Origin of the sequence: Loigolactobacillus jiayinensis, assembly GCF_003946445.1 — a bacterium.
Classification (GTDB): domain Bacteria; phylum Bacillota; class Bacilli; order Lactobacillales; family Lactobacillaceae; genus Loigolactobacillus; species Loigolactobacillus jiayinensis.
On record NZ_RHOF01000009.1, the window covers coordinates 1 to 21,468 of the forward strand.

General features: G+C 41.6%; 15 protein-coding genes. 7 read left to right on the forward strand and 8 right to left on the reverse strand.

The genetic code is table 11. The annotated features are described in order from the left end of the window. Positions 1 to 68: 68 nt before the first annotated feature. Positions 69 to 674, reverse strand: a complete 606-nt coding sequence (gene plsY, locus EKM80_RS03840; protein WP_191985926.1) for a glycerol-3-phosphate 1-O-acyltransferase PlsY — start codon at positions 672 to 674, stop codon at positions 69 to 71. A 463-nt stretch (positions 675 to 1,137) separates the two neighbouring features. Here plsY and parE point away from each other — a divergent pair, with 463 nt between their 5' ends. The 6 genes from parE (at position 1,138) to EKM80_RS03870 (ending at position 11,522) form a co-directional block, all read left to right on the forward strand. After that, positions 1,138 to 3,144 carry a DNA topoisomerase IV subunit B gene (parE, locus tag EKM80_RS03845; RefSeq protein WP_125551865.1) on the forward strand — a complete coding sequence of 669 codons (2,007 nt, stop codon included), beginning with the start codon at positions 1,138 to 1,140 and terminating at the stop codon, positions 3,142 to 3,144. A gap of 8 nt (positions 3,145 to 3,152) precedes the next feature. Next, positions 3,153 to 5,615, forward strand: a complete 2,463-nt coding sequence (gene parC / locus EKM80_RS03850) for a DNA topoisomerase IV subunit A (RefSeq protein WP_125551806.1) — start codon at positions 3,153 to 3,155, stop codon at positions 5,613 to 5,615. Between the two features lie 306 nt (positions 5,616 to 5,921). Further along, positions 5,922 to 8,183: a formate C-acetyltransferase gene (gene pflB, locus EKM80_RS03855; RefSeq protein WP_125551807.1), complete on the forward strand. Its 2,262-nt coding sequence runs from the start codon at positions 5,922 to 5,924 to the stop codon at positions 8,181 to 8,183. 129 nt (positions 8,184 to 8,312) lie between these two features. Further along, positions 8,313 to 9,137 (forward strand): pyruvate formate-lyase-activating protein, encoded by an 825-nt coding sequence (gene pflA / locus EKM80_RS03860; protein WP_125551808.1) that lies wholly within the window; start codon positions 8,313 to 8,315, stop codon positions 9,135 to 9,137. A gap of 246 nt (positions 9,138 to 9,383) precedes the next feature. After that, on the forward strand, positions 9,384 to 10,346 hold the full coding sequence (locus EKM80_RS03865) for a LysR family transcriptional regulator (protein ID WP_125551809.1): 963 nt from the start codon (positions 9,384 to 9,386) through the stop codon (positions 10,344 to 10,346). 240 nt (positions 10,347 to 10,586) lie between these two features. Continuing rightward, complete coding sequence (locus tag EKM80_RS03870; protein ID WP_125551810.1) at positions 10,587 to 11,522, forward strand: manganese-dependent inorganic pyrophosphatase; 936 nt, start codon at positions 10,587 to 10,589, stop codon at positions 11,520 to 11,522. Positions 11,523 to 11,768: 246 nt separating this feature from the next. Here EKM80_RS03870 and EKM80_RS03875 read toward each other — a convergent pair whose 3' ends face one another. After that, on the reverse strand, positions 11,769 to 12,632 hold the full coding sequence (locus EKM80_RS03875; RefSeq protein WP_125551811.1) for a DegV family protein: 864 nt from the start codon (positions 12,630 to 12,632) through the stop codon (positions 11,769 to 11,771). Positions 12,633 to 12,738: 106 nt separating this feature from the next. Then, complete coding sequence (locus EKM80_RS03880) at positions 12,739 to 13,179, reverse strand: MarR family winged helix-turn-helix transcriptional regulator (RefSeq protein ID WP_125551812.1); 441 nt, start codon at positions 13,177 to 13,179, stop codon at positions 12,739 to 12,741. Between the two features lie 203 nt (positions 13,180 to 13,382). Between EKM80_RS03880 and EKM80_RS03885 the strand changes: the two genes are divergently transcribed. Then, positions 13,383 to 15,092 carry an NFACT RNA binding domain-containing protein gene (locus EKM80_RS03885; RefSeq protein ID WP_125551813.1) on the forward strand — a complete coding sequence of 570 codons (1,710 nt, stop codon included), beginning with the start codon at positions 13,383 to 13,385 and terminating at the stop codon, positions 15,090 to 15,092. Positions 15,093 to 15,139: 47 nt separating this feature from the next. Here EKM80_RS03885 and pyrE read toward each other — a convergent pair whose 3' ends face one another. Genes pyrE through carB form a run of 5 tightly spaced genes read right to left on the reverse strand, consistent with a single transcriptional unit; the run spans position 15,140 to position 21,386 of the window. Next, complete coding sequence (gene pyrE, locus EKM80_RS03890; protein WP_125551814.1) at positions 15,140 to 15,772, reverse strand: orotate phosphoribosyltransferase; 633 nt, start codon at positions 15,770 to 15,772, stop codon at positions 15,140 to 15,142. Next, positions 15,759 to 16,481, reverse strand: a complete 723-nt coding sequence (gene pyrF / locus EKM80_RS03895) for an orotidine-5'-phosphate decarboxylase (protein ID WP_125551815.1) — start codon at positions 16,479 to 16,481, stop codon at positions 15,759 to 15,761. The genes pyrE and pyrF overlap by 14 nt, the downstream gene beginning before the upstream one ends. Beyond that, complete coding sequence (locus EKM80_RS03900; protein ID WP_125551816.1) at positions 16,478 to 17,404, reverse strand: dihydroorotate dehydrogenase; 927 nt, start codon at positions 17,402 to 17,404, stop codon at positions 16,478 to 16,480. Before EKM80_RS03900 ends, pyrF begins: the two co-directional genes overlap by 4 nt. Continuing rightward, a complete protein-coding gene (locus EKM80_RS03905; RefSeq protein ID WP_125551817.1) occupies positions 17,404 to 18,180 on the reverse strand; it encodes a dihydroorotate dehydrogenase electron transfer subunit in 777 nt (258 codons plus the stop codon). Before EKM80_RS03905 ends, EKM80_RS03900 begins: the two co-directional genes overlap by 1 nt. A gap of 26 nt (positions 18,181 to 18,206) precedes the next feature. After that, on the reverse strand, positions 18,207 to 21,386 hold the full coding sequence (gene carB, locus EKM80_RS03910) for a carbamoyl-phosphate synthase large subunit (RefSeq protein WP_125551818.1): 3,180 nt from the start codon (positions 21,384 to 21,386) through the stop codon (positions 18,207 to 18,209). Positions 21,387 to 21,468 lie beyond the last annotated feature (82 nt).

Genomic DNA, 21,468 nt, shown 5'->3' on the forward strand with positions numbered 1-21,468 from the left:
GTCATAGTAAAACCCCCGGTATTGGATTCTGGTCCAATACCGGGGGTTCACTTCATAATGCCTCGTTTTTATTTGGATGAATTTTTATGGTAGCCGAAGCCAAAAGGAACCTTGCTCTCGGTGCCATTGCGAATACGTTTGAAGTTATCCCGGTGCATATAAATGATGAAACACATTAATACAAACGCAACACCACTAAGCAATGCATCATGAAAGAAAAATGAAAGCCCAAAAATGATCACCATACCTAGCATACTGGCAACACTAACCATCCGAGTGAAGTAAACCAAGCTACCAAAGACTAACCAGCACAGCAAGAAAAATAGTGGATTATAGGCTAGAACCATCCCGGCACTGGTAGCAACAGCCTTACCACCACGAAAATGATCAAAGATTGAAAAGCTGTGGCCAACAACAGCGGCTAAACCAATTAAAATTGGACTGTAAAATGGGTGACTAAAGCTACCGAAAAAATACGGTAGTGCAGCTGCAAAGGTGCCTTTAAACATGTCCATAAATAAGACGATCAACCCTGCTTTTTTACCAAGAACGCGGAATGTATTCGTGGTGCCGATATTGCCACTTCCCAGTGTACGAATATCTTTGTGATAAACGCGCCGTCCTAGCCATAAACCAGAAGGAATCGATCCTAGCAGATAGGCGCACACCAGCATTAGTGCAAGTTTCAAAATAGTGCCTCCTCATAAGCGATGATGAGCAAATAATTGCGTGTTTTACTTGTTAGTCTGTATTTTATCATTTTTCAGATTGACTAGCTATAGTCTACTGTTTTTGTGGCAATTTAAACCTGTTTTTGGTGGTTTCTTGTATTGGCTTGGTGTACAAATAGGCCAGTTGCATGCTGAAAAAAATAATTTATCCACACGACGTGATAATCTGTGTTAAAATAGGTTAACGAACATTTGTTCTTTACTTTGACTTTTCAATTGAATTCGCATAAGGTAAGATAGTATCTTGTATCATGTCTACTTATGTTTTTAATTAAGCTCGCACAAGTTGTCACTAAAGTGCTAGAGCAATAGGCGCCAACTGATCGTGAATTGATCAGATTAGTTAAAAAGATGCGCACGATTCACATTTAATCATGAATTAATTCGGCAAAGGAGTTTTTGTTTGATGAAAGAAGTCCAAACGGCTTATGATGACGCTTCGATTCAGGTTCTACAAGGATTAGAAGCTGTTCGTAAGCGTCCTGGTATGTATATCGGTTCAACTGATAGTAAGGGACTACACCATTTAGTTTACGAAATTGTCGATAATGCTGTCGATGAGGCTTTAGCCGGCTATGGTAAAGAAATTGACATTACGATCCATAAAGACAGTAGCGTGACCGTTCGTGATTTTGGCCGGGGTATGCCCACTGGTATGCACGCGTCAGGTATTCCAACGATTGAAGTTATTCTGACGGTGTTACATGCTGGTGGTAAGTTTGGCCAGGCAGGTGGCTATAAAACCTCTGGCGGCTTACATGGGGTCGGTTCAAGCGTTGTTAACGCGCTATCCGAGTCAATGACCGCAACAGTTGTTCGTGATGGCAAAAAATTTGAAGAGAAGTTTCGTAATGGCGGCCAGCCAGTTGGCACCTTAAAGAAATTAGGGAAGACACGTGAAGCTACTGGCACAACGATTACTTTTAAACCTGACCCAACTATTTTCACTACGGTTAATTTTAACTACAGTGTTTTAGCCGAACGAATTCGTGAGTCAGCTTTTTTGTTGCGCGATGTAAAATTTATTTTCACTGATGAACGCGGTGATGGTCAACAAGAAATTTACCATTATGAGGATGGCATCAAAGAATTTGTTGACTATCTAAACGAAGATAAGGACACTTTGGGTCCAACAATGTTTTTCTCTGGTGAAAAAGATGGGATTCAAGTTGAATTTGCTGGTCAATATAACGATGGCTATTCCGAGAATATCCTTTCCTTTGTTAATAACGTGCGCACTAATGACGGTGGTAGCCACGAAGCTGGTATGAAAACAGCCTTGACCCGCTCATTTAATGATTACGCGCGTAAATTGAATTTGCTCAAAGAAAAAGATAAGAATTTAGAAGGTAGCGATGTCCGTGAAGGGCTATCTGCGGTGATCTCAATTCGTATTCCTGAAGAAATATTGCAGTTTGAAGGGCAGACAAAAGGCAAGCTCGGCACCCCGCAAGCTCGTGCGGCAGTCGATAACGTCATCGGCGAACAACTAGCTTATTATCTGTTAGAAAATGGCGATTTTGCGCAAATGATGGTCAAAAAGGCGCTAAAAGCACGTGAAGCCCGCCAAGCAGCCCGTAAAGCACGTGATGATAGCCGCAATGGTAAGCGAAAAAAGAAAACTGAACGTTTATTATCGGGTAAATTAACGCCAGCACAGTCGCGTAATAGCAAGCGTAATGAGCTTTATCTGGTCGAAGGTGATTCGGCCGGTGGTTCAGCTAAACAAGGCCGTGATCGCAAATTTCAAGCGATTTTACCATTACGTGGTAAGGTCATTAACACCCAGAAAGCGAAAATGGACGATATTTTAAAAAATGAAGAAATCAGCACCATGATTTATACAATTGGTGCTGGTGTCGGACCAGAATTTTCAGTCGCAGATAGTAATTACGATAAAGTGATCATCATGACCGATGCCGATACCGATGGTGCCCATATTCAGATTTTATTACTGACCTTCTTTTATCGTTATATGAAGCCATTGATCGAGGCAGGTAAGGTTTATATTGCGCTACCACCGCTATATCGTTTACAAAAAGGGAGCGGTAAGAGCATTAAAACCCGGTATGCTTGGACTGATGAAGAATTAGCTGCTGAGATGAAAACTTTTGGTAAAGGCGCTAATTTGCAGCGTTATAAAGGTTTAGGCGAAATGAATGCGGACCAATTATGGGAAACGACAATGGATCCTGAATCGCGGACGTTAATTCGTGTCCGTATTGATGATGCTGCTCTAGCAGAACGACGTGTTACCACTTTAATGGGTGACAAGGTTGCACCACGGCGAAAATGGATCGAAAGTCATGTCCAATTTTCAATGGCTGAAGAAGGCAGTATTTTGGAAACAAAAACAGCCAACCATACGGCCACTAATGTAGAATCCGATACCCCAGATCAAGCAGCAAAGTGAGTGAGTAGATGAGCAATCAACGACAGAATATTCAAGAATTAACATTAGAAGAAGTGATGGGTGACCGTTTTGGTCGCTATTCAAAATATATTATCCAGGAACGGGCTTTACCTGACATTCGTGATGGGTTGAAGCCCGTTCAGCGGCGTATTTTATACGCGATGAACAAAGACGGCAATACTTATGATAAAGGTTTTCGTAAGTCGGCTAAATCAGTCGGTAACGTGATGGGTAATTTTCATCCCCATGGCGATTCTAGTATTTACGAAGCAATGGTGCGCCTAAGTCAAAGTTGGAAGCTGCGGGCACCATTGATCGATATGCACGGTAATAATGGTTCAATGGATGGCGATTCACCAGCAGCAATGCGTTATACTGAAGCGCGGATCAGTAAAATTGCTGGTGAAATGCTGCAAGATATTGATAAAAAAACAGTGGACTTCGTGCCTAATTTTGACGACACTGAAGAAGAACCAACTGTATTGCCAGCTCGCTTTCCCAATTTATTGGTTAACGGCGCCACCGGAATTTCCGCTGGTTATGCCACCGAAATTCCACCGCATAATCTTAGTGAAGTCATTCAAGCGTTGGTCTATTTGTTAGACCATCCTGATGCTGATTTGGCAAAATTAATGACCTTCGTCAAAGGGCCTGATTTTCCAACTGGTGGTATTATCCAAGGTATCGATGGCATTAAGCAAGCTTATGAAACTGGTCGTGGTCGAATTATTGTCCGCTCGCGGACTGAGATGGTGACACTCCGCGGTGGTCGTGAGCAAATTGCGATTAGTGAATTACCTTATGAAGTTAACAAAGCACAATTAGTTAAAAAGATTGATGAGTTACGTATTTTGAAAAAAGTTGATGGTATTTCAGAAGTTCGTGACGAATCTGATCGCCGTGGCTTATCAATTGTGGTTGAACTAAAAAAAGGGGCTAACGCGCAAGGTATCCTCACGTATTTATTAAAGAATACCGATTTACAAGTGGCCTATAACTTTAATATGGTGGCGATCAATCATCAACGACCTGATCAATTAGGCTTAAAACAGTTGTTAATGGCCTACTTAGAGCATCAACAGATCGTCATTACACGGCGGACCCATTTTGATTTAGATAAAGCGCAAGCCCGGCAGCACATTGTTTTAGGCTTGATCAAGGCATTATCAATTCTTGATCAGGTCATTCAGGTCATTCGCCAAAGTAAAAACAAAAAGAACGCTAAAGATAATTTGGTGACTGCTTTTCAATTCACTGAACCACAGGCTGAAGCCATTGTTTCACTGCAATTATATCGATTGACCAATACTGATATTACTGCATTACAAAAGGAACAGACTGAGCTTGATCAGCAAATCACTAAGTTACAAAAAATATTGGCTGATCCAAAGGAATTAGGACGTGTACTCAAGGCCCAGTTACGCCAAATCGATCGTGATTACGGGACTAAGCGTTTAAGCGAAATTCAAGCAGAAATTGAAGCCTTGAAAGTGGACACCAAAGTTGTGGTTGCTGATGAAGCGGTAGTTGTTGCTGTGAGTCATGATGGTTATCTAAAGCGCAGTAGTTTGCGTTCATATAATTCATCAACTGATGATGATAACGGCTTAAAAGAAGAAGATTTCTTAACCTTCCAGCAGCAGTTAAGCACCCTAAATCATTTATTCATGTTTACGAATAAAGGCCATGTTATCTATCGGCCAGTGTATGAACTAAGCGATGCACGTTGGAAAGATACCGGTGAGCATATTTCGCAAACAATTGGTTTAGCGACCGATGAAGCGATTATCCAAACTTTTGCTTTTAGCGAATTAAAACAGGTTGGTCATTTTGTACTTATGACAACTGATGGTTATATTAAACAAACCGAATTTAGCGAATTTTTGCCTGGCCGTACTTATAAATCACGCGCTGCAGTTGCGATGCGATTAAAGAACCCCGATGCTTTTGTCACTGACATTAAGTATATTCAACCTGACGAAGTGGAACAAGATGACGTGTTCTTGGCAAGTCACACTGGTTATGGCTTGCGTTATCGCTTAAGCGAAGTACCCGTTGTTGGTGCAAAAGCCGCTGGGACTAAATCAATGGCACTTAAGCCAGATGATTATGTGGTCAACGCTATCTTAGTGCCACGAGAGCAAGCAACTCCAGTGACGATCATTACTCAGCGCGGTGCCTTGAAACGAATGGATGTTCAAGAAATCACGGAAACAAGTCGTGCACGGCGGGGTATGTTGCTGCTACGTGAACTCAAGCGCAATCCGCATCGTGTTCAAATTATGGTAGGCCCATTAGCCTCCGGTGGTAAATTAATTGTTAAAACTGATGCGCACCAAACAATTTTAATCACACCGAGTGACCATCCAATTAGTGATCGTTACTCCAATGGTTCTTTTGTATTAGATACTGAAAAGGTTGGTACACCGGTGACGGGGTACCCAGAAATAACTTTCACACAAGATGAATAAACCAAAAAAAGCAATCACAACTGTGATTGCTTTTTTTTGAACTGTTATAGTCTTCAACGACACTGTTATATAAAAATATAGGACAGAGATTAAAATAAATTATGCCAACAGAAAATAATTAATGCTATCAGCTACAAACGCTTTGGTTGCCATGATTGGGTTTGTTCAAAAAAAATTCACTAAAAAAACTAAAAATTTATTTGCGTAAGGGCTTGCATAACGAACACTTTATGTTATACTAACTTATGAAAACTGTTACATTAACAACGCTTGAAACGACGCTTGACATTTAAGGAGGCACTAATTATGAAACAGCTCCAGGCAAATGACACGACAACTGATTATTGGGAAGGATTTAACGGCGGTGACTGGCAAGATTCTATCGACGTCCGTGATTTCATCCAGCAAAACTTGGTACAATACGATGGTGACGAAAGTTTCCTAGCTGGCCCAACTGAAGCAACCACAACCTTAAATAATAAAGTTATGGCCTTGAAGCAACAAGAACGTGAAGCCGGCGGTGTCCTTGACGCTGACAATGACGTTCCAGCAACTTTAACTTCACATGGCCCTGGATATATTGAAAAAGATTTAGAAAAAATCGTTGGTTTACAAACTGACAAACCTTTGAAACGCGCATTCATGCCTTATGGTGGTATTCGTATGGCTGAAGATGCACTAGAAGCTTATGGCTTTAAGACAGATCCTAAGATGCATCAAATCTTTACTGAATGGCGTAAAACTCATAACGCTGGTGTATTTGACGTTTATACACCAGATATGCGTAAAGCTCGTCATTATAAGATCATCACTGGTCTTCCTGATGCATATGGTCGTGGCCGGATCATTCCTGACTTACCACGGATTGCTTTATACGGGATCGATCGTTTGATCCAAGCAAAAGTAACTGATCATGATAATGTCGGTGATGGTGAAATGACTGATGATGTCATTCGCTTACGTGAACAAATTGCTGAACAAGTTAAGGCCTTAAAAGGCATGAAGAAAATGGCTGCTAGCTACGGTTTCGATATTTCAAAACCTGCTAAGACAGCACAAGAAGCTGTTCAATGGGTTTACTTCGGTTATTTAGCCGCAGTTAAAACACAAAATGGCGCTGCAATGTCTGTTGGCCGGATCGACTCATTCTTGGATGTCTTTATCCAACGTGATCTTGATCGTGGTTTGATCGATGAAAAGCAAGCACAAGAATTAATTGACCAATTTGTTATGAAGTTACGGATGGTTCGTTTTATCCGGACAACTGATTACAATGATTTGTTCTCTGGCGATCCTATCTGGGCAACATTGTCAATGGCTGGTGTTGGTATGGACGGTCGTCATCATGTTAATAAGACAAGTTTCCGTGTTTTGAAAACTTTAGACAACATGGGTGCTGCGCCTGAACCTAACATTACGTTACTTTGGGACAAACGCTTACCAGACGGCTTCAAACGCTATGCATCAAAAGTTTCAATTGATAGTTCAACAATTCAATATGAAAATGATTCATTGATGCGTAATGAATGGGGTACTGATTACTACGGTATTGCTTGCTGTGTATCTGCACAACCAATTGCTGGTGGTGTTCAATTCTTCGGTGCACGTGCTAACATGGCTAAAACCGTTTTATACGCCATCAATGGTGGTGTTGATGAATTGGGTAAGGCACAAGTTGGCCCAGCAGCTGAACCAATTAAGTCTGAATACATCGATTATGATGACTTTATGACTAAGTTTGATCGTCAATTAAGCTGGGTTGCTGACGTATATGTTAATGCGTTAAATGCCATTCATTATATGCATGATAAGTATGATTATGAAGCTGAACAATTATGCTTGAAAGATTCACGCTTAGATTATACCTTTGCTACTGGTATCTCTGGCTTATCACATGCCACTGATTCACTTTCAGCAATCAAATACGGTCACGTTAAAATTATCCGTGACGAAGATGGTATCGCTGTTGACTTCAAGGCTGACAATGATTACCCACGTTATGGTAACAATGATGATCGTGCTGATAATATCGCTAAGATGTTAGTTAAGAAATTATTTGACAAGATGAACACACATCATTTATATCATGGTGCTAAATTATCAACTTCTGTTTTGACCATTACTTCTAACGTTGTTTATGGTAAAAACACTGGTACTACACCAAATGGTCGTCAAGCCGGCGAACCATTCTCACCAGGTGCTAATCCAGCCTATGGTGCAGAACAAAATGGTGCCTTAGCTTCCTTGCTTTCAACTGCTAAGATTCCTTACAAGTACGCTCGTGATGGTATTTCCAATACATTTGGGGTTACACCACGGACCTTGGGGAATGATATTAGCAGCCAAGAAGATACTTTAGTTAACATGGTTGATGGTTACATGGAAAATAAAGGTATGCATTTGAATATCAACGTCTTCAATCGTGATACATTGAAAGATGCTCAAGCACATCCTGAAAAGTACCCAACATTGACGGTTCGTGTTTCTGGTTACTGTGTCTACTTCGCAGATTTGACCAAGGAACAACAAGACGACGTTATTTCGCGGACATACTTCGAAGCAATGTAATGTAATAGTTTTCGTTTTAGAAAGTGGATGGATTGATCATGATTCATCCACTTTCTAGTAAAGCGCCTAAATTTGATTTAAGTGTTTTACTAGAAAGTGAATGATAGTTTTAAACGATGGGGTGATAAGATGAAAATTTTTGAACAAGAACAATCATCAGTAGCCGTGGCCGAAAATACAACGCCAATTGGTTATGTGCATTCAATAGAAACATTTGGTTCAGTTGATGGACCTGGTATTCGTTACGTCCTTTTCTTACAAGGTTGTCGGATGCGTTGCCAATTTTGTCATAATCCCGACACCTGGAATCAAGGTGTTGGTGATGAATTAACTGCGGATCAAGTCTTAGCCGATGCAGAGCGCTATAAAGCATTCTGGGGCAAGCAGGGTGGGATTACTACAAGTGGTGGTGAAGCCTTATTGCAGATCGATTTTTTGATTGATTTATTTAAAAAAGCCCACGCTAAGGGGATCAAAACTTGTCTAGATACTTGTGGTCAACCCTTTACGCGTAAGCAACCATGGTTTGGTAAGTTTGAAGAACTAATGCGCTACACAGATGTTTCATTAGTTGATATTAAGCAAATCAATCCACGTGAGCACAAACGTTTAACTGGCTGGAGTAACGAAAACATTTTTGATATGTTGAGTTACATGCTAGAAAATAATAAACATGTTTGGATCCGGCATGTCCTTGTTCCACAGCGGACTGACTTCGACACTGAATTGATCCAAATAGGCAATTATATTAAAACAATTGCCCCAATCGTGGATAAAGTTGAAGTCTTACCATACCATACAATGGGTGTCTCCAAATACAAAGAATTAGGCATTGATTACCCATTAGACGGCATCGAACCACCAACTCAGGCACGGGTTAAAAATGCTGAAAAATTATTGCATACCACTGATTACACAAATTATAAAAATTATCCGAATTATCCTAAAGCATAATTAGTAATTTTAGTTTATAATAGTAGCAGCATCTACTTTATTAGTTCAGTAAACTAGTCGAGTGGGTGAGGTTACTATTTTTTTAGAGAAAAATTTACGTTATCGTCACATTTTAGTTTGTAAATTATTGTATAATAATCTGCAGTACGTCGGCTTCTACCTGCTAAATTTTAAAATGAAATAATTGTTAATCTGTTAAGCTTTAGGTTATTATTAATATAAGCATATTAAAGGAGGATTCACGTTTTGAAAACCAAACAGGAAAATATTTTTTCATCAAAAACATTAACATATTTTTTACAGTTAGCTGAAACGATGAATTACACGCAAGCTGCTCAGCTGCTTGGTATTACGCAGCCTGCACTGACTCAACAAATTAAAAAGTTGGAGCGTAGCGTTGAAGCACCACTATTTTATTCAGTGGGCAAAAAGCTACATTTATCAGATGCTGGGCGGACAATGCTACAAACTACTCACGAAATTTATGAGTTATTAAACCAGGCAACTGATGAAATTCAACAAACGACTAGTGCCACTCAAGGTAAAATTTCGATTGGCTTATTAGCTTCAATTGAAGATCGTGTACTAGAGGATTTTGCGATTCGTTATTATCAAGAAAATCCAGAAATCGAATTAAGTTTTCATATGTTAACGCGTAAAGAAATTTGGGAACGCTTAGAAACTAACCAAATTGACTTAGCTGTGATGTATTTACCAGATGATAGTATCAAAAATTGGAAACCTTATAAGTCAAAGAAGATCCTAAATGAAGACTTATTATTCTTACATTACAACGAAAAATTAGCTAAGCGTAAGAAGATCAAGTACAAGGATACGATTGATAATAATTGGGTAACTTATCCGGAACGTTATTATCTTAATTCGCTGATCAATGAGTCTTACAAGAACCAGATGGTGGATGCACCAAATATTGTGGCTCATTTCACCACACCTAATCAAATTTTACGCTTTGCTCATTCAACCAAAACGTATACGGCGTTACCAAACTCGTTTGTTCAGGCGCATCAGGATGAAATTGATTCATACGTCGCATCTTTTGACCCAGCGATTCGCTTTGATCTAGCGTTTGTTTTCCGTCAGGATAAGGATCAAATTCCGCGCATTGCTAGTTTCTTAAATGCGTTTGATGACTATATGGATGCACAAGACTATATCTCACGACTTAAAGAAACCACTGAAAATAAGTAGGGCGCAATAATTAAAAAATACCAAGATACTTGCCATACCAGATAGCCACCGTGCTATAATTAATTACGATTAGTAGCAATACCAACTGCTAATAACGTAGTTGGGTAGGTATGGAACGGACCTTGGGTTAGCTGAGTTAAATCCACATGGAGACTGATTTTCATGTGGATTTAGTGTGTTGCCCCCAAAAGACACTTTATAAAGTGTTGCGTTCACAAATTAATAGGGAGTGTTTTTCATATGAACAAACAGTTAGTTTTTGGCCATCAAAATCCAGATACAGATGCAATCGTTGCTGCAATGGCTTATAGCCACTTGTTGAACGAATTAGGTGCTAATACCGAGGCCGTTGCATTAGGCACACCAAACGATGAAACTAAGTATGTTTTGGACTATTTCAACGTTGAAGCACCACGAGTCGTTGAAACTGTTGCTAATGAAGTTAAAGAAGTCATTTTAGTTGACCATAATGAAGCGCAGCAAAGTGTTGCCGACCGTAATCAGGTTGAAGTCGTTGCTGTCGTTGATCATCATCGAATCGCTAATTTTGAGACGACTAGTCCTTTATTTTATCGTGCTGAACCAGTTGGTTGCACAAGCACGATCATTACTAAAATGTATCATGAAGACAACGTAGCAATTCCTAAGCAAATTGCTGGTTTAATGTTATCAGCAATTATTTCAGATACTTTATTACTAAAATCACCAACAACAACTGACGAAGACAAAAAAGCAATCAAGGAATTGGCAACAATTGCTGGTATTGATGCTAATAAATACGGTTTAGAAGAATTACGTGCTGGTACTAACGTTGATAGCAAATCAGCAGCAGATTTAATCGATGCTGACGCTAAATCATTTACATTAGCTGGTAAAAACGTTCGTGTAGCTCAAATCAACACAGTTGACGTTAACGATATCTTCAAGCGCCAACCAGAGTTTGAAACAGCTATTAAGTCAGCTGTAGCCGCTAATGGTTATGATTTGTTCTTCTTGATGGTCACTAATATCCTTAACAGCGATACTGAAGCTTTAGTGATCGGTGATCCAATTGCACCAGTTGAAACGGCCTTTAAACAGAAGCTGAACGCACAACAACGTTTAGTTTTACCAGGCGTCGTTTCACGGAAGAAACAAGTTGTCCCACAATTAACAGCAGCATTTGAACAAGCGTAAAAAGTACAGCAAACAAACTTAGTTGATGCAGGACTAAGTTTGTTTTTTTGCCCAAAACAGCTAGTTTCTCTAGTATAGAATTCAAATAGCACTACTTTGTATAATATATATTATGTAAACTAGGATAATTAAATTGATATTAGGCTTTCTATTTAGTTACTTTTTTTAGGACTCCCCTGTCAAAATCAGATTTGAACGGTAAATAAAAAAGACACAATAATGTGTCTTTTAATGTGTCTTTTTGCATCAAATAATTTCGTCTTTGAGCCAACCAATGGCAATTGCTTTTTCACCTAGATGCGCGCCAATCACTGGACCAAAATAACTGATATCAAATTTAATTTGCGGGTACTTACTTGCTAACTGATCTCGCCACTCGATGGCTGCTGCTTCATCATTAGCGTGGATCACGTACGCATGGATCGGATAGTCGGTATGTTGTACCGTTTGTGCAAAAAGCTCCTCAACACGCGTATAAGCCTTCTTTAACGAGCGAATCTTTTCAAAGGCCACAATTTTATGTGAGTTATCATCAAAAGTTAAAATCGGTTTAATTCGTAACATACTACCAAGGAATGCTGATGCATTGGATAAGCGGCCGCCACGAACTAAGTTCTGTAAATCATTAACGATAAAGTATTCATTGGTCGTTTCGCGTAATGCGTCTAAGCGCGCCAAGATTTCTTCAACCGTTTTGCCTTTTTTAGCCATTTTAGCGGCAGCAAGTACTATTTCACCCATTAAAATAACCGTAATTTGTGAGTCATACGGAATAACGTGGGTATTTTTAACTAATTGGGCAGCATTTTTAAGATTATTAACAAAGCCAGAAATTGTACTCGCCAAATGAATGCTGATGACGGTATCGTAGCCTTGGTCGCCTAAATGTTCATACAGGGAGACCATTTCACCAATTGAAGGCTGCGCGGTACTAGGAAACGATTCTGAATGCCGTAATTTTTCGTAAAAGTCAGCGGAAGAGATGTCAACACCTTCATTATAGGTTTGACCATCTAGAACTACGGGTAGTGGAACAACCGTAATATCATTTTCATCGATCAATTGCTGGGGTAAGTACGCTGTACTGTCCGTCACAACAGCAATTTTCATAATAGGACACCTACTTTAATGTTTTCATTATCTAAATAACTATACCATAATATCTAGTAACTCACAGCCGAAACCTTAAAATTTTAATGTTGCTTCACCCCACTGCTCACCTACTAGCGTGGTCAGTAGCAGGGGTCAGCCGTTGGGTGCTACTTAACAAGCGTTTCAAGAGCACTCTGAGTAGCTGTTGTTCTTCGGCCGACCAATTAGCAAAAATTGCTGTCTCCATTTTAGTACGAGCTTGATTGAAAGTCATAAATTGATTTTTACCAAAATCGGTCAAGACAAAATAACGTTTACGTTGATCTTTTTGGTCAGCTTGTTTAACTAACATTTTTTTGCGGGTCAAAGCAGTTAACTGACGACTAAGGGTCGATATATCTAAATTAGTTAGTTGCTGTAATTCAGTCAGTGTCTGTGCTGTTGTGCGTAAAAATTCTAATAAACGGACATCAGCGTGATTGAAATTGAACTGCTGATAGAGTTGGCGCTCGTAGCGTTGACGTTGGCGCTCTATTGACTGTAATGTGTTAAAAAGCTGCTTCATTAGCGTTCACCTCGAATTAAAACAATCTGTTTGTATAATACAACCATACTATTGTAACATACAAATAAATTATTATTCAGCTTCTTTGTTACTTTAGTCTAAAACCAGTATAATTAAACCGTGTTGGTGTAACTGATAGCTACACCATTAGTGTTACACCCTATCTAGAATCTAATAATCATTAAGAAAGCGAGGTGGCTTGAATGTCCTTCGATGGTGTTTTTACGCATGCCATGGTCAATGAATTAGCACCCTTATTGGCTGGTGCGCGTCTGAGCCGTATTAGCCAGCCTTATCCCAACGAATTGATCATTACGGTACGCGCACAGCGGCACAATTATCCGTTGCTACTTTCGGCCCACCCAAGTTACGCACGTTTACAAATTACTGAAATTCCTTTTGTTAATCCAGATAAGCCGACTAACTTTACAATGACGTTGCGCAAGTATTTGGACGGTGCCATCTTGAAATCAATTCAACAAATTGATAATGATCGCGTTGTTCATTTAACCTTTACTGCCCGTAACGAAATTGGCGATCAGGAAAATTTAGTGCTCATTATTGAAATGATGGGCCGCCACAGTAATATTATTTTAGTTAACCAAGCTGATCAGCGTATTATTGACACAATTCGCCATGTATCGCATGATCAAAATCGTTATCGGTTACTGTTACCAGGCGCTACCTATATCGCCCCACCGGCACAAAATGAAGCTAATCCCTTTACGGCTACTGAGCCCCTCTATCGAACATTACCAGCGACTGGTGATGTATTTGCGCAAGCTAAAGTATTACAACAAACTTACCAAGGCTTTGGTTTCGATACTGCATTAGAGGTTGCGACTCGCTTAGCTCAAGCAGATGATCAAGATAGCGCTTGGCAGGATTTTTTCCAAACAATTGATAACGCACCACAACCGACAATCACCCATGATCCAAGTAAAAAGCAATTACAGTTCTCACCGTGCCAGTTCGTTAGCCAGCATGGGACACAAACCAGTTATCCGACACTAAGTCAATTACTGGATCATTTTTATCGCGATAAAGCACAATTAGATCGGGTTCATCAACAAGGTGGCGACTTAATTCGGCTGGTACAAAATGAATTAAAGAAGAATAAAAAGAAATATCGTAAGCTGCAACAAACGCTAGCGGCATCAGAGAAAGCTGATTCTTATCGGATCAAAGGTGAGATCTTGACGACATATTTACATCAGGTTACGCGCGGTATGACTGAAATCACGCTACCTAATTTTTATGCGGAAGAAGAGCCGCTTAAAATCAGCCTTTCAAATCAACTGACGCCTTCAAAAAATGCGCAGAAGTACTTTACTAAGTACCAAAAGCTAAAGAATTCTGTCCACTACGTCAATGAACAATTGGCAACGACCCAGCAAGAAATCGACTATTTCCAAGGTGTTTTAACCCAGATCGACTTGGCAGCACCAAAGGATTTACAAGATATTCAAGCTGAATTACGTCAACAAGGTTATTTGCGTACTAAAAGCAAGCAAAAGAAACAGCGGCCTAAGCTAAGTCAGCCGGAAACTTTCTACGCGAGTGATGGTACGAAAATATTAGTTGGTAAAAATAATTTACAGAATGATCGCCTAACATTGAAAACCGCCCGTAAAACGGATATTTGGTTACATGCCAAAGATATTCCGGGATCGCATGTCATTATTACGACAGCTGAACCTAGTGAAAAAACGCTGGTTGAAGCGGCTAATCTAGCGGCTTATTACTCAAAAGCTCGTTTATCGGCTACGGTGCCTGTCGATACCGTAGCCGTCAAAAAGGTGCACAAGCCTAATGGTGCTAAACCAGGTTTTGTGATCTACACAGGTCAAAAAACGGTTACCGTGACCCCAGATGAACAATTAGTTCAAAAATTAGCACAACAGCCCAAATAATGTGGCAATATAAAAAACCAGCATTCAATGCTGGTTTTTTTGTAAGCTTATTTACCCCAATGTTCTGGATCACGGCGCCATTGATGCAGTAAATCACGATTAGCGGCATCGATCGTGCCTGCAGTAATGGCCGTTTCCACCAAGGTTGTATAGTTAGTCAACGTATAAAATGGGATCCCAGCCTGAGCAAAGTTAGCGGTACTGGCAGCTAATTCGTAGCTGAAAATACCAACAACCCCCAAGACGGTTGCGCCCTCATTTTGAGCTGCGGTAATGGCTTTCAAAACACTCCCACCAGTTGAAATCAGATCATCGATCACAACTACTTTGGCACCAGCAGCCAACTGACCTTCAATTTGCCGTCCTTGACCGTGATCTTTTGGTTTAGAACGCACGTAGATCATTGGTAATTCAAGCTTAGCCGCTACCCATGCTGCATGTGGAATACCAGCTGTTGCGGTACCAGCGATGACTTCAACTTCGGGAAAGTGTTGGCGAATTAATTTAGCTAGCCCTTTAGCGATATGTTTGCGCACCTGCGGATAACTGATGGTTAGCCGATTATCAGTATAAATCGGACTTTTAATACCACTGGCCCAAGTAAATGGTTGTTCTGGACGTAACGTGACCGCCTTTATGGCTAATAAATCAGTCGCAATTTTCGTTTCAGTGTTTGTCATGTGCTACCTCCCAAAGTTGTTTGATCTGCCGATAAGCTTGAACCGGATCGGCAGCTTGTGTGATTGGCCGCCCGACAACTAAACGGTCACTACCTAGTTGAGCAGCCGTTTGCGGTGTAACCACGCGTTGTTGATCATCAGCGTTCCCTCCAGCTAAGCGTATGCCTGGTGTGATACAAAGAAAATCTGAGCTCGTCGCTTGCTTGATTTGTTGGGCTTCTAGTGCTGAGCAAACGACGCCCGCTAAGCCGGCTTGTTGCGTTAATTTGGCTAAATGCGTGACAGCAGTCATTAATGAAGCATTGACAAGTTGTTCCTGCTGCATTTGTTGTTCACTGGTCGACGTCAGCTGAGTCACGGCAATCAGCTTGGGTACCATTTGACCAGCAACACTACCGCCAATTAAGCCTGATTGTGCTGCGGTCATCATAGCCAACCCACCTGCTGCTTGTACGTTGGTCAAACGCACACCTAAACTAGCTAGGACGCGCATACTTTGCTCAACTGTATGCGGAATATCATGTAATTTAAGATCAAGAAAAACGTCATGCCCTGCTGCAACTAAGTAACGGACGATATCTGGTCCGGCACTGTAAAACAGTTCCATACCAACTTTCACATACAATTGCTCAGTGTGCGGAAATTGCGCGAGAAAACTTTTAACAGTTGTTTGATCGGGAAAATCTAGTGCAATAATTGGTCGACTCATACAGCAGTCACCGCCATTTCATTGATCAGGCTGGGCAGATCTGCGATGTGATAGTGATCCATCACACTTGGTAGCGCGTTAATAATATCAGGACACGCTTGCGGATTATCAAAGTTAGCCGTGCCGACAGCAACGGCGCTAGCACCGGCCATCATAAGTTCTAATGTATCCTCAGCTGTCATTACGCCGCCCATACCGATAATCGGTAATTGCGAGATCTGATGAACTTGATTGATCAACCGCACCGCCACTGGCTTAATCGCCGGACCAGAAAGCCCACCAGTCCGATTACCCAATAGTGGCTGCCGTGTTTTCAAATCGATTTGCATACCCACTAAAGTATTGATCAGCGTAAACCCATCAGCACCAGCAGCTTCTACAGCACGAGCAATCACCCGAATATCGGTAACATTAGGCGACAACTTAACGTATACCGGCACCTGGCTAACTGCTTTACAAGCCTTAGTTAGAGCATAAGCCGATTGGGGATCGGTGCCAAACTCTAGGCCGCCGTGGGCTACGTTGGGACAAGAAATATTTAACTCAATTGCGTGGACGTTCACTGCCGTACTAATTTGCCGACAAACTTCAACATAGTCGCTTTCAGTTGAGCCAGCAACATTAGCAATCACCGGTAAATCAGGGTAATGTTCAGCTAACCAAGGTAATTTTTCCGTCATAATTGCAGTCACACCCGGATTTTGCAAACCGATTGCGTTTAACATACCACTGGTGGTTTCGGCGACTCGTGGCGTTGGATTACCGATACGTGGTTTTAAAGTGGCTGCTTTAACGATGATGGCACCTAACCGATTTAAATCATAAAATTCTGCATAATGTTGACCAAAACCAAAGCAACCACTGGCAGGCATAATTGGATTTTTTAATTTTAGTCCTGGTAACGTCACTGCTAATCGATTCATTAAATTGCCACCTCTCCGGTTGCGAAGACTGGGCCGTCGTCACAAACTTTGTACATTTTTGTTGGATCTGCTTGAGCTGGTACCACACAGGCGTAACATTCGCCAACACCGCAAGCCATGCGACTTTCCAGTGAGACGTACGCATGCGGGTGTTCACGATAGCGATTATTAACGGCCATCAGTAAGCCCCGCGGCCCGCACGCATAGACCGCATCAAATTCAGCGTCAGCGAATTGTGCATCCAGCAATAAACCAATATGGCCGTGGAAGCCGTATGACCCATCATCAGTTGCGTAATGTACGGCTCCTAGTTCGCGGAATTCTTGCTCATAAAAGATTTGCTGTTGCCGACCAAAGCCGATTGCGTGGGTAACTTCTACGCCTTGAGCCACTAATTGGCGCGACAAGGCGTACAGTGGCGGAATTCCAGTACCGCCACCGATGATCAGCGCATGTTGGCCTGCTTGTAAAAAGTCGGTGGGGAAACCGTGACCTAGTGGCCCAATGGTATCTAGCCTAGTTCCAGCCGTTACCTGACTGAGTGCTGCCGTGCCTTGACCTACCGTTCGATAAAGTAAGCGTAGTTGACTTTTAGCAGCGTCAACTTGTGCGATTCCAAATGGTCGTCGCAATAAATGACTAGAATCAGGTATTTTAACATCGACAAATTGTCCGGCAACTGGATCAGTTGTTGCCATTTTTCCTTGTAAGGTCAGTTCAAAAACATCCGCAGTTAATTGTCGCTGACTGACAACCGTTAAGTTCTCTTGTAACATGACGTAGCCCCTTTTTTATGCCTGATTTAAAGTGGTAAGGTGGTAAATGAGCGTGATTCCAAGACGCGCAAAATAGCATTGGCAGTATCCAGCGATGTAAACAACGGGATGCCACGTTCAATGGCCTTTTGCCGAATTTGGAAGCCATCCGAAGCAACGTCGCGATCAGCGTCCATCGTATTGATCAAAACTTGGACATGGCCACTTTCTAGCAACTGTAAAATATCTTGTTCTGCATTATCTTTGATTTTTGCGACTGTGCTGGCTTTGATTTTGGCATTGGTAAAGTAGTCGGCGGTACCTGCTGTAGCAATCACCCGATAGCCAATTTCACGGAAGCGTTTAGCTAAGGCCGCAGCTTCGGCTTTATCTTTATCAGCGATGGTGAACAAAACAGTCCCAAAATCGGGTAGGTGTAATTTGCTAGCTTCAAAAGCCTTATACAAGGCTTTTTCCATGGTGGTGTCACTGCCCATTACCTCGCCAGTTGATTTCATTTCTGGTCCTAGCAAACTGTCAACGTTGTACAATTTCGAGAATGAGAAAACTGGCGCTTTAACATGTACTAATTGACCTTCAGGGTACAGACCAGCTGGATAGCCCAACTCGCTTAAGGTACTGCCGAGAATAACTTGGGTTGCCACTTGCGCCATTGCGATGCCAGTTACCTTACTTAAAAACGGTACTGTGCGGCTAGCGCGCGGATTAACTTCTAGCACATAAACTTGTTCTTGATGGATAATAAATTGAATATTCATTATGCCAATACACTTTAATGCCACCGCTAATTTTTGGGCGTCAGTGACGATCTGTTCCTTGACCGCGGTTGACAGTGACTGTGGTGGATATACGGCCATTGAATCCCCTGAGTGAACCCCAGCGCGTTCAATATGTTCCATAATTCCTGGTAGCAACACATCTTTACCGTCAGAAATCACATCAACTTCGCATTCCTTACCCACTAAGTACTGATCAATCAATACTGGGTGATCATTAGACACTTTAACTGCGTCACGCATATAAATTTCTAAATCGGCTTGGTTTTCAACAATTTCCATTGCGCGGCCACCTAAAACATAGCTGGGCCGAATTAACACTGGATAGCCGATGCGGGTTGCAATGGCTACTGCCTCAGCTTCGGTCGTGGCGGTTGCACCAACTGGCTGGGGAATGGCTAAGTCTTTGATCACTTGGTCAAATTCATCACGATCTTCTGCTCGATCCAAATCTTGCACGCTAGTCCCTAAAATCTTAACGCCAGCGGTAGCTAACGGTGCAGCTAAATTGATTGCAGTTTGACCACCAAATTGTACGATAACCCCTTCTGGTTGCTCTAATTCAATGACATTCATCACATCTTCAAAAGTTAAGGGTTCAAAGTAAAGTTTGTCGGAGATTGAAAAGTCGGTTGAAACGGTCTCTGGGTTGTTATTCATAATAATTGCTTCGTAGCCCGCTTTTTGAATAGCTTTCACGGAATGGACGGTGGCATAATCAAATTCAACACCTTGCCCGATCCGAATTGGTCCCGAACCAATTACCAACACGGAGGGCTTTTTCGTCACTAGGCTTTCGTTTTCTTCTTCAAAGGTCGCGTAATAATACGGCGTTTGTGATGCAAATTCTGCTGCACAAGTATCGACCATTTTATACACTGGCCAAATGTTGGCTTCGCGGCGCATTTCACGTAATTGTTCAACTGGGAATTGCCATAACTGACTGATTTTCACATCAGTAAAGCCGTTACGCTTAGCTTGCTCTAATAACGCTAAATCGCCTTTTTGCGCAACTAATGCGCGTTCTAATTCAACAATGTGCAATAATTTATCCAAGAAGAAAATATCGATTTTAGTTAACTCATTTAATTCTTCTAAGCTATAATCACGACGTAACGCTTCGGCTAGATAGAATAAGCGGTCATCTTGGGGATGAACTAATTTGTCAGTTAAATCAGCGTCGCTAACTTGGGTCAATTCTGGTAATTCAAGATGTATGGTGCCAATTTCCAGTGAGCGCACGGCTTTGAGCAATGATTCTTCAAAATTACGCCCGATCGCCATAACTTCGCCAGTGGCTTTCATTTGCGTACCTAAGCGCCGTTCCCCTTTAGCAAACTTATCAAAGGGCCAGCGGGGAATCTTGGTTACGACGTAATCCAACGTTGGTTCAAATTCGGCGTAAGTTGTGCCGGTAATTGGGTTCATAATTTCGTCTAAGGTTAAACCAACCGCAATTTTTGAGGCAATTTTTGCGATTGGGTAACCGGTCGCTTTGGAGGCCAAGGCTGAAGAACGTGAGACCCGCGGATTAACTTCAATAATATAGTATTGAAAGCTCTGCGGATCCAGCGCTAACTGAACATTACAGCCCCCTTCAATTTTCAAGGCGCGGATAATCTTTAACGAGGCATCACGTAACATTTGGTTTTCTTTATCCGACAATGTTTGTACTGGCGCGGTGACAATCGAATCACCGGTATGGATACCAACTGGGTCAACGTTTTCCATATTGCAGACCACCAAAGCATTATCCGCAGCGTCACGCATGACTTCATATTCAATTTCCTTAAAACCAGCAATACTTTTTTCAATCAAGGCTTGCGTGATTGGCGACAATTTCAGCGCGTTAGTTGCGATTTCGACTAATTCGGTTTCGTTATCGCACATGCCACCGCCAGTACCACCCATGGTAAATGCTGGGCGCACAATGACGGGATAGCCAATCTTATGGGCAAAGGTGACTGCCGCGTCAACGGTGTTCACACTTAGTGAGTCAGGAATTGGTTCTTTTAATTGTTGCATTAAGTTTTTGAATAGCTCACGATCTTCGGCTTGATCAATGGCATCTAATTTGGTGCCTAGTAATTGAATTTTAAGCTCATCGAGAATTCCAGCCGAGGATAATTCCATCGCCATGTTCAATCCTTGCTGGCCACCCAGGGTCGGTAAAATGGCGTCGGGGAGTTCCTTGCGTAAAATCCGCGTGACAAATTCAAGCGTCAACGGTTCAATGTAAACATGATCCGCAATTTCTTTGTCGGTCATGATCGTGGCTGGATTAGAGTTCACTAACACCACTTCATAGCCCTCTTCTTTTAGCGCTAAGCAAGCTTGGGTGCCGGAGTAGTCAAACTCAGCTGCTTGACCGATGATGATTGGCCCAGAACCAATCACCAAGATTTTATGAATATCTGTGCGTTTAGGCAATGTATTGACTTCCCTTCAATCTCAAAATATAGCGGTTAGCGTTGCGCTTGAACCGTGCGCAACTTCTACGCAAAAATAACTA